Raw genomic sequence first — 15973 nt, forward strand, 5'->3', positions numbered from 1 at the left:
ACATAAGGAAACGTTTACCTAAACTGGACGAGCAAAGCGGATAAAGCCTTTATTAATGGACTCTTCCACAAAGTCATGGTGTTGATAAAAACGGATAGCCGACACGTTCGATACTTCAACATCGAGCACAAGCTTACGTTTCTTGAGCTTTTCCGCTCGCACCTGCATAGCATCCATCAGCATAGAGCCCACCCCGGTTCGTCGGGCGCTTTCTTCAACGGAAAGGTGTCCAATCATTAGTTCAGTATTGGTGGGGGGCGTAAGGTTTACCGCTACTGTTTGGTTACGCATGAGTACTGTCATAGCTTCATCAAGCGTAAAGTATGACGTAATGCTGTCTAGAGTTGCTCTATCAAATGCGGCACCTAGTTTGCTATGCCAAGCAGTTACCACACCTAGCACTTCGTCACCACTGCATGCCACCCAATGATTGTTGAAGCCATACTGACCGCCGCCTAGTTCCCAAGCATGAGCAAGGTAGCCATCGGCTGTTTTATTCTTATTGTGTCCAAAAATAGACGTTAATAATGACTGCGCCGCGTTCAATATGAGCGGCGTAGTTTGCGCGGCATCAGATGCCACACCTTGCCTAATTTCTATTTCCATACTACTGCTTCGAGGTAATTATCGGCATATCTGCCAATATTTGCTGAGAATCACTTATCGATAGCTTTCCTGGCTCTCTTTTTGGTTTGAATCTTCCTATCACCCTAGCATCAGGGTCGACAAGTACAACAGATGCACTGTGATCAACTAAATAGTTGGGGTTATCGGTACTTTCAGCGATAGCATACATCATCCCTAAATTACGTACGAACGGGAATAGCGCTTTGTGCTCTCCGGTAACGGCGATGAACTCCTCATTAAAATAGCTCACATACTCTGAAAGTCTTTCTATTGAATCGCGATTCGGATCAACGGATACAAATACAACTCGAATTGGTTCGACAGTATTTAATGCCTTTAGTTCAGGGTATATTTCGTTTAACTCGGCCATGGTCGTGGGGCAAATATCTGGGCAAAATGTATAGCCCACAAATACTAAGCTCCATTGGCCTTTGAGCGAGGAATTATCGAATACGTCACCTTCATGTGACGTTAGTGTGAAAGGTGATAATGCTCTTGGCTCAGGGTAGGTTTGAAAGTATTCAGGCTTACTTTCAACACTTGGAGGCGCGATATAAAGCGCCCCGACAATACCCGCACACAACGCTAAAAATGCTACAAGACCGACAATCGTTCGTTGGTTCATAAACTCAATGGAATGTAATGATCTAAGAGTAATACTACAAACAATACCATGAGATGAATAATAGAGAACCTAAAAGTTTTCATTGCTGTTTGAGGCTGTGCATCAAATTTTAGCTTTAAAGCATAATATAAAAATCCAATGTTAAGCATACTTGAGCCAATTAAATAAATGAGGTCACTCATACCTGTAAGGTAGGGAAGCAGGCACACAAGTCCTAGCAACACTGTATATAACAATACTGAAGTTTTCGTAAAAGACACACCATGGGTTACTGGCAGCATAGGCACCTTCGCTTTGGCATAGTCTTTTTCTCTATGGATGGCGAGAGCCCAAAAATGGGGAGGGGTCCAAGTAAAGATAATCAGTACCAAAAGTAATGCATGGGCATGTATTTCCCCGGTAACCGCAGTCCAACCTAAAAGGGGTGGCGCGGCACCCGCCAAACCACCAATCACGATATTTTGCGGTGTCGCTCGCTTTAAGTACATAGTGTAGATAAACGCGTAGCCCACTAAACTTGCTAGGGTTAACCACGCGGTTAACATATTTACAAATAAGGCCAACACCACGAACCCTACCACACCTAAGATACCGGCAAACCACAGAGCGTTGTTTATACTGACTTTGCCTTTCGCGACAGGCCGATTAAACGTACGTGCCATGACGCTATCTATTTTATGGTCGACAACGTGATTAATAACGGCAGCAGACGCAGACAACATACCAATACCTAATAAGCCGCAGATGAGCACAGTTGCGTTTACCCAAGTAGGCGTAGCTAAGCACATTCCCACTAACGCGGTTAACAGCAACAACATGACGACATTAGGCTTAGTCATTTCATAGTAATCTCGCCACGTGACTACATTGTGCTTGCGTGAAGTACGCGCATGTAAAGAGACCGATTTAGCCATGGAAACCTCCTGGAGCTTTAGGGAGAATATGAGAAGACGTTGACGCGTCAAATGGGCCCTGCAAAGGCACTTCATGTATGCTAAATGCACCTGCCCCCTGCAGTGGTTTCGAGCCTGAGAATGAGTCTGTTCTTCGTTTTTCTGTACCAAAGACGTTATCGTTTTCTAGTGCCAGAAATACGGTAAAAATGAGGTTGAGTAGGGAAAGAAGTAACACGGCTGCTACTGCGTTATGCATTACAGCGACAGCCAGTGGCAGCATAAAGATAATGTTGCTAAGCCCTAATGCCACCTGCGTACACAAGGCTACCAACATAAACGCGCTCACATATTTTTGTTTACTTGAGGTATGGCGGCTTACCAACACACTGATAGCCAGTGCTAGCAAGTATAAAAACGTAATGACCGCACCGAACCTATGCACTATGTGCATAGTGACTCGCTCGCCGTAATCGTGAGCACCGAATTCATAGTTGTCTGCATCAGGCACACTGAATGCGCCTGCCAAATCAATTCGTTCCTGCCAACCGCTTTCACAAACCGGCATTTCCGTACAAGCTAAGGCCGCATAATTTGCCGAAGTCCACCCTCCCAGAGCAATCTGCGTAACAAGTACGCCGAGTCCAATGAAAGCGAAAAGTTTAAGGTTTCGCTGAAAGGCTTTGGCCTGAGGTAAGTCGGTCATGTCACGATCATGCATAGCTGACGCTAAGTTCGCGTGTCTAGCTTCCTCTGCTTTAGCTTCAGTATTGCGCAAACGAAGGTAGAGAATAAACAAGCAAGAAAGCACAGAAAAGCCACCCAATAAATGCCCCATCACGACAACGGGAAGTAGGTTGAGCGTCACTGTCCACATACCAAGGGCTGCTTGAAATATAATGAGTCCCAGCAGTAACAGAGGTAATTTAACGGGCGTGCCTTTGTCGCGCTGCCGAACAGCAATAATGGCAATAGCCAGTACACATAGCCCTAAGGTTCCTGCAAAGTAGCGGTGAATCATCTCATTCCACGCCTTAAATGCTTCTACCGGACGCTCAGGGTAGGCGGCGTTTGCTTGTGCTACCTTTTCTTCACTTAAGGGGACGGTTAAGTTTCCGTAACACCCAGGCCAATCCGGGCAACCTAATCCGGCATCGGTCAAACGGGTATAGGCACCTAAAATGATAACAACAGCAGCTAAAAATATACTGAATAGGGTTAACTTTTTCATAGCGTTTATCCTATGCGTGATAGCTTTAATAGCTTTCTCATGTCCGCCAGCATGTTACGGCTTTCCATCACCGCGTCTTTTCTATCGTCTTTAATTTCGTAAAAGAGCATGGCGTTATTTTGAGTATCGACGATATAAACACTGCTAGAGGCGAGGGCGGTTGGCATGGTAACCGGCAAGGTTTCTACAAAGGGGTAGTCCGCTAAGGCTGCTATCGCTACTTGATCACTTGAATCGCTCGTAACGACCACTGCTTGGGCGCGATCAGACTCTTTACCCAAAGCAAGCCATACTTGGTTAATGCTAAATAGTGCATTTTCACACACTGCATCGCACTCGTTCGGCATGACATAAAGTAAACGCCACTTGGGCTCTGCATCTTTCAAAAGTGCACTCATGTCGATTGTTGGCGCAAGCAGCTGACCTTTATTAGTAGCGCCTTTGGTAAACCAATCGTTGTCAAGTGCAAGCTTCGCCATGACGACAGGCAAAACAAACACAGCTACCATGATAATTAACGTTTTTTTCGAAGCAGCATTACTCATAACTACGTCCTTTCTTATTAATTGCAAAACCACCTATAGCCGCAGCGGCAATGGCTAAACCAAACCACTGAACGGCATAACCTAGGTGCTTTTCGGGAGACATTACAACGGCCTGATGTTCGCGAATAAACGCTGGATCAGGCGTAGTAAGCTGGAGAATAAAAGGTAAGAAATTTCGCTCTAAGGCGTCGTTTAATTCGGGAAATTCGATGTGCTGAACAAGCGCAGGGCTTTGCGCCAAGGCCATGTTGGTTTCTTTAACTAAAGGGTTATTACCCGGAGCACTGATGACACCGGTAAAATCGCGAATTTCGCTCGTAAAACTTATATCTGGCAAGGTGCGAGTTAAATCTGGTGCGGGCACCCAGCCAAAGTTCACTAAAAGCCAACCGGCATTGGTATATACCGGCGCTATCACGTCAAACCCTACCCGTTGATTGTAAATCTGGTTATCTAAAAGCAATACGTGATTTGCATCTAAGGAACCACTGAAAGAAACGGTGATATCTCTCGGATCTTTGTGGTTCAGCGCTTCTTCTAAACTCAAGGTTCCATTACTTTGCTTTTGCGCTATGCTAGCTAAACGTTGTTGCTTTTGGACCATGCGATCTAGTTGCCAGTAACCTAACCCGCACATAATCGCCACACTAAAGCCAGTGAGTAACCAAGGAATAACGTGGCGAGTGCGAAAAAGCATGATTATCTCGCACCCTGCAAAATGAGAATAAAAACAGAGGTGAATATGTTGATAAAAATAGTCCTTGTTGTTTTGGTGCTGTACATGATTGTGAATTTATTCATGGCGATGCGTATCATGATAAAAAACGACACGTCCAAGGGGCCAATGAGTAAGTATATTGGTCGACGTGTGCTCACTTCAGCCATCATTGTTATTATTATTCTTATCGCTATTGGTACTGGTTTAATTACCCCAAACCCAAGACCTTATTGAGTTTGGGGTATTATTTCTAAAGCACGTAAACGAAGATATAGAGCATAACCCACACCACATCTACAAAGTGCCAGTACCAGCTACCCGCCTGAAAGGCGAAGTGGTTTTCAGGCGTGAAATGGCCTTTCAATACCCTAAAAAACAATACAATCAGAATGATGGTGCCAAGGGTCACATGCATGCCGTGAAACCCTGTAAGCATAAAGAAGGTGTTGCCATAAATGCCCGACTGAAGCGTAAGCCCTAAGTCGCGATAAGCATGAATGTACTCTTCCACCTGTAAAAACAGGAACCCACACCCGAGTAAAATGGTAATGCCTAGCATTAGGGTCAACTGCTTGCGTTTGTTTTGCTCTAAACCCACATGAGCGAAGTGCAAAGTAATAGATGAGATAAGCAAGATAATTGTGTTGATTGTGGGTAAACCCGCAGCACTCATTTCTTGTGTGGTAGTGCCGCCTGGCGTTGATACCAGCGGCCACATAGCCTCAAAAGACGGCCACAAGACTTCATTGGTCATAGCGTTATTCGATGCACCACCAAGCCATGGAACCGAGATAAACCGTGCGTAGTAAAGCGCACCGAAAAACGCAGCGAAAAACATCACCTCTGAAAAGATAAACCAGCTCATGCCTTGACGGTACGAGCGGCCTAGCTGGTCGCTGTAAAGCCCAGCCATAGACTCATCAATTTGGTTTTTAAACCAGCCCACTAGCATAATCAGCAATACGGCTATTCCCGCTAAAAGGATATGACCGCCATAGCCGGTTTCGCCTTTGGTTGCCTGCACCACATAGTTTCCTGCCCCTACGGCGATAAGAAATAGAGCGACGGCCCCTACAATGGGCCATGGGCTTTGCGCTGGTACATAGTATTTTTGGTATTCGTGATTCTGTACTTCGGTTTGCATTTTCTTCTCCTTATCCCTTCTGCTTATTCGCCAGTTGATGGTGTCGAAGCCATAAAGGGATTCGGTGTTGTCGTTAGGTCACTGGCTCGCGCTGTGACGTCATAGAGTGTGTACTGCAAGGTAAAAAAGGTTATATCTTCAGGAAGCTGCGGGTCGACATAGAACTGCATAGGCATGTAGGCTTCACTCCCCGCCTCTAACGGCTGTTGATTGAAGCAGAAGCATTCCGTCTTGTTTAGGTAGAGCGCTGCTGTGCCGGGGGATACAGAGGGAATGGCTTGAGCTACGATATTACTTGATGCAGGATTTCTCACATAAAACGATACCGTGTTTAGCTCGCCAGGGTGCACTTTCACACGCTTGGTTTCAGCACGAAACTCCCACGGCATACCGGTATTTGTGCGAGTGATAAACTCTACGGTCACTTCTCGCGATTCATCAATCTCAACTGATTGATAAACGGCTGCCGTGTTCTCGGTTTTGCCATTAATTCCTGCTACGTCACAAAATACGTCATACAAGGGTACCAAGGCGAAGCCAAAGCCAAACATGCCAATGACAATAGCAACAAGCTTGATAACCATCTTGTTATTTGCACTTTGCTGTGACATCACGCAACCTCCGGGTAACTTCAAGAGTGAAGCTTGGTAAACGCTTGTATAGCCGCTTATCTACTCCACCGTCAGCAATATGTGAGTACCATCCTAACCGCTGCAGTTTAGCGCTTTACAAGAATGGTCAGTTCACAAATCCCACCTATCGTTACTTGACGACAGGCGGAGTTTCAAACGTGTGATAAGGAGCGGGGGATGGAATTTCCCATTCCAATCCTTCTGCGCCGTCCCAAACTTGCGCTGATACCGGCTCACCTTGCTTTTTGCACGCCTTAATAAGCAGGGCAAGAAAGATGAGTCTGAGATAAACCGAATGCAAAACCACCCAAACTTATCCATTTATTGAAATCAGCGAACTGTAATGCATAGTCAGGAATACGGCGTGGCATACCTGCCAAACCCACAAAGTGCATAGGGAAGAACAAGACATTTACCGATACTAAAGAGCACCAGAAATGCCATTTAGCCAAAGTAGTGTCGTACATTTTGCCTGTCCATTTAGGCAGCCAGTAATATACGGCCGCCATAATTGAAAAGACCGCCCCTGTTACCAGAACATAGTGAAAGTGAGCCACTACAAAGTAGGTATCGTGGTACTGGAAGTCCACAGGTGTTATCGCCAGCATTAGTCCTGATAGTCCACCAATGGTAAACAGCACGATAAAAGCAATAGCGAACATCATTGGCATTTCGAAACTTAGTGAGCCGCGCCACATGGTAGCTACCCAGTTAAACACTTTTACTCCAGTAGGCACTGAGATAAGCATGGTGGCAAACATGAAAAACATTTCCATGTAAACCGGCATGCCCGTGGTAAACATATGGTGAGCCCAAACTACAAAAGAAAGCAGCGCGATAGACGCCGTGGCGTACACCATAGAGGCATAGCCAAACAATTGTTTTCTAGAAAAGGTAGGGACAATTTGAGAAATAATGCCGAAAGCGGGCAAGATCATAATGTAGACTTCAGGATGCCCGAAGAACCAGAAAATATGCTGGAACATAACTGGGTCGCCACCACCTGCAGCATCAAAGAAGCTGGTTCCGAAAAACTTGTCTGTCAATACCATGGTTACCGCGCCAGCAAGCACTGGCATTACCGCAATCAGCAAGAACGCTGTAATAAGCCACGTCCATACAAATAGCGGCATTTTCATCCAGGTCATGCCTGGCGCACGCATATTAAATATGGTCACAATCACGTTAATCGCACCCATAATGGATGAGATACCCATAATGTGAACAGAAAACACAAACAATGCTGTCGAATCGCCACTGTAGGTTGTTGAGAGCGGCGCATAAAAAGTCCAACCGAAAGCAGGGCCACCACCTTCCATAAATAGCGAGCTAAGCAGAATTAAAAAAGCGCCAGGTAAAATCCAAAAGCTCCAGTTATTCATGCGCGGCAATGCCATATCTGGGGCGCCGATCATCATAGGAATCAGCCAGTTTGCGAGCCCTGTAAAGGCAGGCATTACAGCACCAAACACCATGATAAGCCCATGCACCGTGGTCATTTGGTTAAAGAAGTTTGGCTCAACAATTTGCAGGCCAGGTTGGAACAATTCAGCGCGAATAACCATGGCCATTGCGCCGCCAACCAAAAACATGATGAAGGCAAACCACAGATACAGTGTGCCTATGTCTTTGTGGTTAGTGGTAAACAGCCAGCGCGTTATTCCTTTAGGAATATGGTCGTGATGTTCATGGTCATCATGTAGATGATCGCCATTTACTTGACCACTGTGAGGCGCAGAGGTATCTGGCGAAATAACTTCAGTTGCTTTGCTCATTTGTCTGCTCCTAGTTTCCGTTTGCCACTGCATTGACGTCTTTGGCTTGAACCATATCGCCCGTGTTATTACCCCACGCATTGCGCTCGTAAGTGACTACCGCAGCAATTTCTTTAAGGCTCAGCATTTTGCTAAACGCCTGCATAGCTGTACCCGCCTTACCATGTAATACAATGTCGATGTGGCCTTGCTGATCTTCTAACGCCATTTTGCTGCCTTTAAGTGCAGGGAATACACCGGGTAAACCCTCACCATTTGGCATATGGCACGCTGCACAAGTTGTGTTGTAAACGCGCTCGCCTTCTTTCATCAATTCATCCATAGACATATTCATAGAAAGTAGACGCTGCTCTTCTTCTTTTGCTTTGCGAACAATTTCTTCTTGTTCACCCATCCATTTATCAAATTCAGCTGGCTCTTTAGCAATCACCACAACCGGCATATAGCCGTGGTCTTTTCCACAAAGCTCTGCGCACTGTCCGCGATAAATACCAGGCTCATTCACTTTGGCCCAAGACTCGTTAATAAAGCCGGGGTTGGCATCTTTTTTCACAGCAAAATCGGGGACCCACCACGAATGAATAACGTCGTCAGAGGTAATAAGAAAACGCACTTTTTTCCCAGTTGGAATAACTAACGGACGGTCAACTTCAAGCAGATAATTGTCGGTTTTTTGAAATTTGTTCTCTATCTGCTCACGCTGAGTAGCAAGCAGTGAGTAAAATTCTACGTCACTGTCCATATACTTGTAGTGCCACTTCCACTGAGAGCCTGTAACTAATACTGTCATGTCAGGCTCAGATGTGTCTTCCATCGCAATAAGCGTGTTTGCGGCAGGCACAGCCATAAAGATAAGAATAAGGAAAGGAATAACGGTCCAAGCAATTTCAACCTTCACGTTCTCATGAAAGTTAGCGGGCTTGGCGCCACGAGATTTCCGATGCAGATACATTGAGGCGAACATAACCCCAAACACGACAACCGCAATACCTACACAAATGAAGAACATCAACATATGCAGATCATAGACCTGCCCACTGATGTCGGTAGCACCGCGTCTCAAATTAAGCGAAGAGGCTTCTTCACTAACTTCTTGTGCAAGAAGCAAAGGGGAGAAAAGCAAAAATGGTATTATTGAACACCACTTTGCAAAAACGGTCGTTAGTTGTTTCACTCAGCACCTCCGTAATAGCAAGACCAAAAACGCTGATTATTTTGCGCGCTGCCCTACCAAATGGTTTGCGAACGATTGACCCATCACCACAACTTGTAAAACAAATTTAGAGCCATTGTTATTATTTTGTTAATCTCTGTATAAGAATTGCGCAATAATGCCGTGTCGTCTAGTCTTTTCTATTAAAAATTTAATGAAGAGGCTAATTTTTAACCATTTCTTGTGGCAGGCTTACGTTACAATTTTGTTGGAGAGGGTATTGGGCGTGCTCGCGGCGGTTAAAAAATCAAACGCGCATTTTGAACGGGGTGTTGATGAGGACGAAGCTTCATTTGGTCATAAAATCAACAATTAACACATCGCTCGTCCTATTTTTCAAACAAACTTTCAAATAATAAATGTGTATTAGCCAATTCATTCTCGGGCCAAATAGCGCATATCTTTCGCACAATGGTGATGCCAGATTTCGTAGTTTTGAGACATACTAACAAACGCTAACCTAAGAAAATTAACTAAAATATGGTACTAAAAGGCATAAAAAAAGCGGCTAATACGCCGCTTTTGATTGAAGATGCTAAAACCTTACATCCAGTCGGCGTTTCTAATAACACCTACGGCAATACCTTCAATAGCAAAAGGCTCGCTGGCAAGGTCTACCTTAATTGGCGAAAACTCTTCGTTTTCAGCATGAAGTAAAACTTCACGACCGCGTTTCTCTAAACGCTTCACCGTAACGTCTTCATCCACCCGCGCGACAACTACCTGACCGTTGTGGACATCAGTCGTGCGATGCACAGCAAGAAGATCGCCATCCAAGATACCGATGTCCTTCATGCTCATGCCGTTTACACGAAGTAAAAAGTCTGCCTGAGGCTGAAACAAAGCAGGGTCGACCTTGTAGTGGGATTCTACATGCTCTTGCGCCAAAATTGGCTCACCAGCCGCCACGCGCCCTATTAGAGGCAAGCCTTCTTCTTCTGGTGCAGTATCCTCGAGGGGAATATTTAACTTAATACCACGCGAGGTACCAGGCAAAATTTCAATTACGCCCTTACGCGCCAATGCTTTCAAATGTTCTTCTGCTGCGTTGGCAGAACGAAAACCAAGTTGACGAGCAATTTCTGCACGCGTAGGCGGCATTCCCGTTTCTTGCATGGTTGTTTTAATAAGTTCTAAAACTTCAGTTTGTCGAGCTGTGAGTGGGCGCATAAAAGACCTGTCTGTTCATACAGTTCCTGTAAGTATATACACCTAAAAGCAAATAACAAGCGCAAAGTCTTGAAACTATGGAGCAAGCTGGATGGGGCTAGCACCTAGTATATAAAAACTAGGGGGCTTAAGGCTGTCAAATACGTGAAACCTAGCGCGGCCTTAAGTTTTCATTACTCTAGAACAACTCGATTTCGGCCATTCTTTTTCGCCGTATATAGCAGTTTATCCGCTTTGGAAAGTAACACACTAAAGTCAAGATTTAAGCTATCCTCAGCAAAAACAGCACCAATACTTATTGTCACGAATATCGTGTCTTTCTTGTATTTAACTTCTGTTTTTTCAACAGCCTCTCGAAGTTTGTTAAATCGCCTTTCTTCGTCTCTTTTGTTGTCTGAAATTGCTACTATCGCAAACTCTTCTCCACCAAGACGTGAAACAATATCGGGCTCCACATAATATTCTTCGATGAGGTGGGCTACTGAAATTAGAGCTTGGTCTCCTGCATCATGTCCATAAGTATCGTTAACCTTTTTAAAGTGGTCTATATCGATTACCGCTACGCTCACTCTATTGCTTTGTGCAGAGAGCTGATGGCATTTATCAACAAAAGCTCGTCGATTGTACAGCCCAGTTAGCGAGTCAGTCATGGCCAGCTTACGCAACTTCTCTTCAGCTATCGCGCGTGATTCTTCCAGTTCAACCGCATAGAAAAGACCGGCTAATGCATCTAATAGAGGTTGCAAAAACTCAGCATCATCGAAGGTGTAGGGCTCGAATTTATTGGCTAAACCAATCATGCCCACCACTCTATCTTTGATCTTAATCGGTAGCCCTAAAAATCGACTAATGCGGGGGTGCCCTTGGGGCACCCCTTTTGAGTTTGGATGACTTCCTGAGGCATTACTAATCGTTACCTCACCGGTTAAAATTGTGGTACCGAAAAGGTTATCGAAACTGCTGAAATACAAGTTTCGCTTTTTGTACTCGTTGTATTGCGTAAAGCTGCTGCTGTCCCAGACTATTTCAGAAATAGCATGAATAAACAGCTTCGATGCATCGCCTTCACCTTTCATTTGCCCAATGAAAGCGAACTGACTATCCGAGATATCAATAAGCTCGGGTAATACCGTTTGGCAGGCCATGGTTAAATCGTTGTTCTGGAGGTAAGAGGCACGGGTTTTATTTATAAATTGAAGTAGCTGGGTTTTCTTTTTCTCATGAAGCTCACTTTCCATTCTCTGCGTGATGTCGCGATGAATACCAGCAACGCGAATAGCCTTACCCGCATTGTTAAATTCTACGGTTTTTCCGTAGGTTTCAACCCAAACCCACGCGCCGTTAGTATGTTTCATGCGAAACGTGGTATTGAAAACCTTGCTTTTACCAATGATGTGCTCGTTTAATTGCTTTTCTACTTTTACATAGTCCGCGGGGTGAATTAACTGCCTGAAAAAGCGAGAGCTGGTGTCATAGTACTCATATTCCAGACCGACGATATCACACCAACGCTTGTTTACTTGGTTTACGTCAGCGGCCAAATTCCAATCCCATGTGCCCAATTCAGAGGCTTCCAATAACAGCCGCATGCGCTGGTTTGTTTTGTTGAGCTTGTCTTCCACATATTTTTGGTCGCTGGTGTCAAATAAGAACGCCTGAACTGAAGACAACATACCGTCTTCACGGAAACTCGCCGTAGAGATCATACTTACCCAAATGGTACGTGTGGGCGTGGCTATTTGAAGACGACAGGTATGCGTTTCCACGCCCTCCATATGCGCCTGCATGGCAAACGTAAAGTCGCCCTCAGCGTCTTGTGTTAAAACATCGCCAAGCTCAACTGCACCGCTCAGTAAATCTTGGGACGATATGCCCAAAACGCGCTCACTATTATTTGAGATATGAACCAGTTTGAGCGACGTAGTATTTCGCCACGTAGCCAGAACAATAGGGGACTTTTCTATTAGCCCATGCTCACGCTTGAGTGCTTCATGCTCTTTAGAAAGAGAAATATGCTGGCTAACAAGCGCTCCAATTCTATTCAGCACTTCAAGATATTTGGCATCAATTTCTCGAGGAACAGTATCGATAAGACAGACAGCACCAATAATCTCATCATTAATTTCAATGGGAGTTCCTGCATAAAAGCAGATGTGCGGCTCACCCGTAACTAATGGATTATCTTTAAACTTGGGGTCCTCGTGGGCATTGTTAACAACAACTTGTTTGCGCTCTTCTACAACACAACTGCAAAAGGCATGCTCACGGCTCACTTTAGAAAGTGTAGTTCCATATCGCGCTTTGAATGTTTCTTCAAATTCACCAACAATTCCTATTAGCGCGATAGGCACCTTATATGCCCCTGCTAACACAACCATAAGGTCGTCAAGATCTAACGGCACCTCATCACTGAGCAAAAAGTCATCAATCGTCTTTAACCGGTTTTGTTCATCCACTACTACATGCTCACATTCATTAACCCTTATAAAAGTAGTAATTATCAAAGCTTATAGCAATTTAAATACTTCTAATGTTGCATTGCTAAAAGGGTCAGTGAGCCTTACCCTAAACAAAGTTACGAAGATATAAAAATACAGGCGCTTATGAACTTCATGAACTTACCGCTAGGTAGGGAGTCTGTAAAACAAGCAAATCAATAACAATGGCTCGTCGCGAGATTGTGACGCGATTGTGTTACACTTCACCCGTTTTTATTTCATAGGATTACATAATTCATGTCGTGGATGCGAAAAGCCCTTCTGTCGGTATTTCATTATCCTGTTAAGTTACTGGTTAAAGCTCACAGTATTCCAGTTAACGTTGAAACCGAATTAGGAATAGACAAGAGCAAGCCTATTGTTTATCTACTTCCCACTAACTCAGTGACCGACCAGCTTGCGCTGAGAATGTCGACTAAATACCTGGGCCTCCCTAGCCCAACTGACACGCTTACACTGGCAGGTCGAGAGTACTCATCGACTCTATTTTTACGTAAAACTCAGCCTCTTTTTCGCTCATCAGCCAAAGATACGGGCATTGAAGACGTTTTCACTGACCTTTTCCATTTGCACCGAGACCACGAAAACCTTGATCTACAGGTAGTTCCTGTTTATGTAACCTGGGGTCGTGCACCAGGGCGCGGTAACCCAGGGTTGAGCGACCTAATTGCTGATAACGCTGCACCGAGACTGGCTACGTAAACTTTTCATCGTGCTGTTTTTAGGCCGTGATAACTTTATTAATTATTCTAAAGCTGTCTCGGCGCGCGCCATGTCAAATCAGCATGGTAGTGACCAAAGCATCGCACACAAACTTGTACGAGTAGCAAGTACTCACTTTCAACGTAAACGTCAAAGTATGACTGGCCCTACGCTGCTAGAGCGACAAGAACTCAATAACAGTGTATTGGGTTCAGATGCCGTACGTCGTGCGATCGCCGAAGAGTCAAAAAGCAAAAAGGTCACACACGAAAAGGCCAAAGAGCGGGCTCAAAGCTATATCACCGAGATTGCTGCAGATTATCGTGAAGGGCTTATCCGTTTCGGTGACAGATTGCTGACACGCATTTGGAACAAGATTTACAACGGCATTAGCGTAGGTCATGCAGAGCGTATACGTGAGCTGGCCGCTAACGGTCACGAAATTATCTATGTGCCTTGCCACCGCAGTCACATGGATTATCTGTTATTAACTTACGTGATTTATCACGAAGGTATGGTAACGCCTCACATTGCAGCGGGTATCAACCTTAACTTCTGGCCTGTTGGAAAAATGTTTCGCAGAGGAGGTGCATTCTTCCTACGTCGTAGTTTTGCAGGCAACAAGCTCTATACCGCGGTATTTAGAGAGTATTTAGAGCTGCTGTTTAACAAAGGTTACTCTGTAAAATACTACCCTGAAGGTGGACGCAGCCGTACTGGTCGCCTAATTCCACCTAAAACCGGTATGCTGGCCATGACAATTCAAGCCATGCTTAAAGGCGTTAACCGCCCAGTTAGTATTGTTCCTGTCTACATTGGCTATGAAAATGTGATGGAAGTGAAGAGCTATTTGAATGAGCTTAAAGGCTCAAAGAAGAAAAAAGAGTCTAACCTTCAGGTTTTCTCAGCCATTCGTAAGCTTAAGAATTACGGGCATGGATATGTGAACTTTGGTGAGCCTATCGCTCTTAATCAGTTCCTTGAAAGCCATGTGCCGAACTGGCGCGACTGTCGCGATGCCGAGCCAGAGAAAAAGCCTGCTTGGTTAACGCCTGCCGTTAATGAGTTGGCTAACAACGTCATGACGCGCATTAACCGCGCTGCGGCACTTAACGGCATGGCATTAGCTTCGCTATGTCTACTGTCTTCTAAAAGGCAGACCATGAGTGAGATGGAGCTTAAACAAGCCATGGATGACTTCATGAACTTGTTCAAAACAGTGCCCTTTAGTGATGACGCCACTATTCCAGATTCATCAGCACAAGAATTGCTTCGGGATACATTAAAATTAGGTCGTTTTGATGTTAAAGAAGACGATTACGGACGTTTGATCAGCCCTCAGCCTAAATCTGCTGTATACCTAACCTATTATCGCAACAATATTTTGCATTTGTTCGCCATACCCGGCCTTATCATGGCGTCTATCTTCGCTAAGAAGGGCGCAACCAAGAACAGTATTTTCCAACTCATTGCAGCACTTTATCCTTTGCTGCAAAAAGAACTGTTTTTGCATCTAACACAAGATGAAGCACTTGCGCATACTGATGCGTTGATTACCGCGATGTTAGACAACGGGCTGTTGCGCCAAAAAGACGGTGAACTTTTACCCCCAGATGCACACTGCAAACAGTTCCATTCTGCTTGGTTATTAAGTCGCTGTATGCAAGAAACATTGCAGCGCTATGCCGTAGTACTGACTATTCTTGATAAAGAAAAAGTAATTAGCCGCAGTGCATTAGAACGAGAAAGTAAACAAGTTGCTGAGCGCTTATCTGCCCTTTACGGATTAAGTTCACCTGAGTTTTACGATAAGAACGTATTATCTAGCTTTATCGGCGCATTAAAAGATAATCATTGGTTAGATTCTGAAAAAGACGGCAGCTTAAAATACTCGGAAGAGTGTGAAGCGTTGCGGGCTGACGTAATGGCGCTGATATGGCCTGAGATGATTCAGCATTTGGAAAATGTGGCGCTTAACACGGCAAATTAGCTTTGTAAGCAACAAAAACTACCGCATTGTTAAAAGCGTAAAAAAACCCATGCATCCGCATGGTTTTTTTATTGGGCGTATTCCTAACTTATGGGGTTTCTTAGTACCTATATTTCGATAGGCACTGAGCTGGTCCTCCATAGAGGATGGTATAGCAGGGTTTAAATAGTGCCGCTTTGTATCGCTCCTCGGTAAACCTGCGCTTAACGT

General features: G+C 44.8%; 12 protein-coding genes and 2 pseudogenes. 2 read left to right on the forward strand and 12 right to left on the reverse strand.

Going from position 1 to position 15973, the window contains the following annotated elements; translation table 11 throughout:
• Positions 1–18: 18 nt before the first annotated feature.
• Genes ACYX4W_RS03025 through ACYX4W_RS03050 form a run of 6 tightly spaced genes read right to left on the reverse strand, consistent with a single transcriptional unit; the run spans position 19 to position 4618 of the window.
• Positions 19–606 carry a GNAT family N-acetyltransferase gene (locus ACYX4W_RS03025; RefSeq protein ID WP_474803502.1) on the reverse strand — a complete coding sequence of 196 codons (588 nt, stop codon included), beginning with the start codon at positions 604–606 and terminating at the stop codon, positions 19–21.
• 1 nt (position 607) lies between these two features.
• Positions 608–1252 carry an SCO family protein gene (locus tag ACYX4W_RS03030; RefSeq protein WP_476074640.1) on the reverse strand — a complete coding sequence of 215 codons (645 nt, stop codon included), beginning with the start codon at positions 1250–1252 and terminating at the stop codon, positions 608–610.
• Positions 1249–2166 (reverse strand): heme o synthase, encoded by a 918-nt coding sequence (gene cyoE, locus ACYX4W_RS03035; RefSeq protein ID WP_474803497.1) that lies wholly within the window; start codon positions 2164–2166, stop codon positions 1249–1251. Before cyoE ends, ACYX4W_RS03030 begins: the two co-directional genes overlap by 4 nt.
• Complete coding sequence (locus tag ACYX4W_RS03040; protein WP_476074641.1) at positions 2159–3376, reverse strand: COX15/CtaA family protein; 1218 nt, start codon at positions 3374–3376, stop codon at positions 2159–2161. The genes cyoE and ACYX4W_RS03040 overlap by 8 nt, the downstream gene beginning before the upstream one ends.
• A gap of 5 nt (positions 3377–3381) precedes the next feature.
• Positions 3382–3921, reverse strand: a complete 540-nt coding sequence (locus ACYX4W_RS03045; RefSeq protein ID WP_476074642.1) for a hypothetical protein — start codon at positions 3919–3921, stop codon at positions 3382–3384.
• Positions 3914–4618 (reverse strand): SURF1 family protein, encoded by a 705-nt coding sequence (locus ACYX4W_RS03050; protein ID WP_476074643.1) that lies wholly within the window; start codon positions 4616–4618, stop codon positions 3914–3916. Before ACYX4W_RS03050 ends, ACYX4W_RS03045 begins: the two co-directional genes overlap by 8 nt.
• 45 nt (positions 4619–4663) lie before the next feature.
• On the opposite strand from ACYX4W_RS03050, the gene ACYX4W_RS03055 reads away from it, so the two are divergent.
• On the forward strand, positions 4664–4873 hold the full coding sequence (locus ACYX4W_RS03055) for a DUF2909 domain-containing protein (protein ID WP_476075438.1): 210 nt from the start codon (positions 4664–4666) through the stop codon (positions 4871–4873).
• A 16-nt stretch (positions 4874–4889) separates the two neighbouring features.
• Here the strand turns inward: ACYX4W_RS03055 and ACYX4W_RS03060 are convergent, their stop codons facing one another.
• The 6 genes and pseudogenes from ACYX4W_RS03060 to ACYX4W_RS03085 all read right to left on the reverse strand — a co-directional run bounded on the left by ACYX4W_RS03060 (position 4890) and on the right by ACYX4W_RS03085 (position 13029).
• A complete protein-coding gene (locus tag ACYX4W_RS03060; protein ID WP_476074644.1) occupies positions 4890–5783 on the reverse strand; it encodes a cytochrome c oxidase subunit 3 in 894 nt (297 codons plus the stop codon).
• Positions 5784–5806: 23 nt separating this feature from the next.
• The gene (locus ACYX4W_RS03065) at positions 5807–6394 is read right to left on the reverse strand and encodes a cytochrome c oxidase assembly protein (protein ID WP_334059765.1); all 588 of its coding nucleotides are present in this window, start codon (positions 6392–6394) and stop codon (positions 5807–5809) included.
• Positions 6395–6545: 151 nt separating this feature from the next.
• Positions 6546–8190, reverse strand: a pseudogene (gene ctaD, locus ACYX4W_RS03070) (cytochrome c oxidase subunit I).
• Positions 8191–8200: 10 nt separating this feature from the next.
• Entirely contained in the window at positions 8201–9364 is a 1164-nt protein-coding gene (gene coxB / locus ACYX4W_RS03075) for a cytochrome c oxidase subunit II (RefSeq protein ID WP_476074645.1), read from the reverse strand.
• 582 nt (positions 9365–9946) lie between these two features.
• Positions 9947–10573, reverse strand: coding sequence for a transcriptional repressor LexA (lexA, locus tag ACYX4W_RS03080; protein WP_474803480.1), 627 nt, complete (start codon positions 10571–10573; stop codon positions 9947–9949).
• 173 nt (positions 10574–10746) lie between these two features.
• Positions 10747–13029: a sensor domain-containing diguanylate cyclase gene (locus ACYX4W_RS03085; protein WP_476074646.1), complete on the reverse strand. Its 2283-nt coding sequence runs from the start codon at positions 13027–13029 to the stop codon at positions 10747–10749.
• Between the two features lie 279 nt (positions 13030–13308).
• Here ACYX4W_RS03085 and plsB point away from each other — a divergent pair.
• A pseudogene (plsB, locus tag ACYX4W_RS03090) lies at positions 13309–15763 on the forward strand (glycerol-3-phosphate 1-O-acyltransferase PlsB).
• The last annotated feature ends 210 nt before the right edge of the window (positions 15764–15973 follow it).

The organism is Alteromonas sp. ABH4_454, from assembly GCF_056311775.1.

Excerpts from the sequence above, each read along its gene's own strand:
- ACYX4W_RS03025 (WP_474803502.1), bottom strand. The coding sequence starts at position 606 with ATGGAAATAGAAATTAGGCAAGGTGTGGCATCTGATGCCGCGCAAACT.
- ACYX4W_RS03030 (WP_476074640.1), bottom strand. The coding sequence starts at position 1,252 with ATGAACCAACGAACGATTGTCGGTCTTGTAGCATTTTTAGCGTTGTGT.
- cyoE (WP_474803497.1), bottom strand. The coding sequence starts at position 2,166 with ATGGCTAAATCGGTCTCTTTACATGCGCGTACTTCACGCAAGCACAAT.
- ACYX4W_RS03040 (WP_476074641.1), bottom strand. The coding sequence starts at position 3,376 with ATGAAAAAGTTAACCCTATTCAGTATATTTTTAGCTGCTGTTGTTATC.
- ACYX4W_RS03045 (WP_476074642.1), bottom strand. The coding sequence starts at position 3,921 with ATGAGTAATGCTGCTTCGAAAAAAACGTTAATTATCATGGTAGCTGTG.
- ACYX4W_RS03050 (WP_476074643.1), bottom strand. The coding sequence starts at position 4,618 with ATGCTTTTTCGCACTCGCCACGTTATTCCTTGGTTACTCACTGGCTTT.
- ACYX4W_RS03055 (WP_476075438.1), top strand. The coding sequence starts at position 4,664 with ATGTTGATAAAAATAGTCCTTGTTGTTTTGGTGCTGTACATGATTGTG.
- ACYX4W_RS03060 (WP_476074644.1), bottom strand. The coding sequence starts at position 5,783 with ATGCAAACCGAAGTACAGAATCACGAATACCAAAAATACTATGTACCA.
- ACYX4W_RS03065 (WP_334059765.1), bottom strand. The coding sequence starts at position 6,394 with ATGTCACAGCAAAGTGCAAATAACAAGATGGTTATCAAGCTTGTTGCT.
- lexA (WP_474803480.1), bottom strand. The coding sequence starts at position 10,573 with ATGCGCCCACTCACAGCTCGACAAACTGAAGTTTTAGAACTTATTAAA.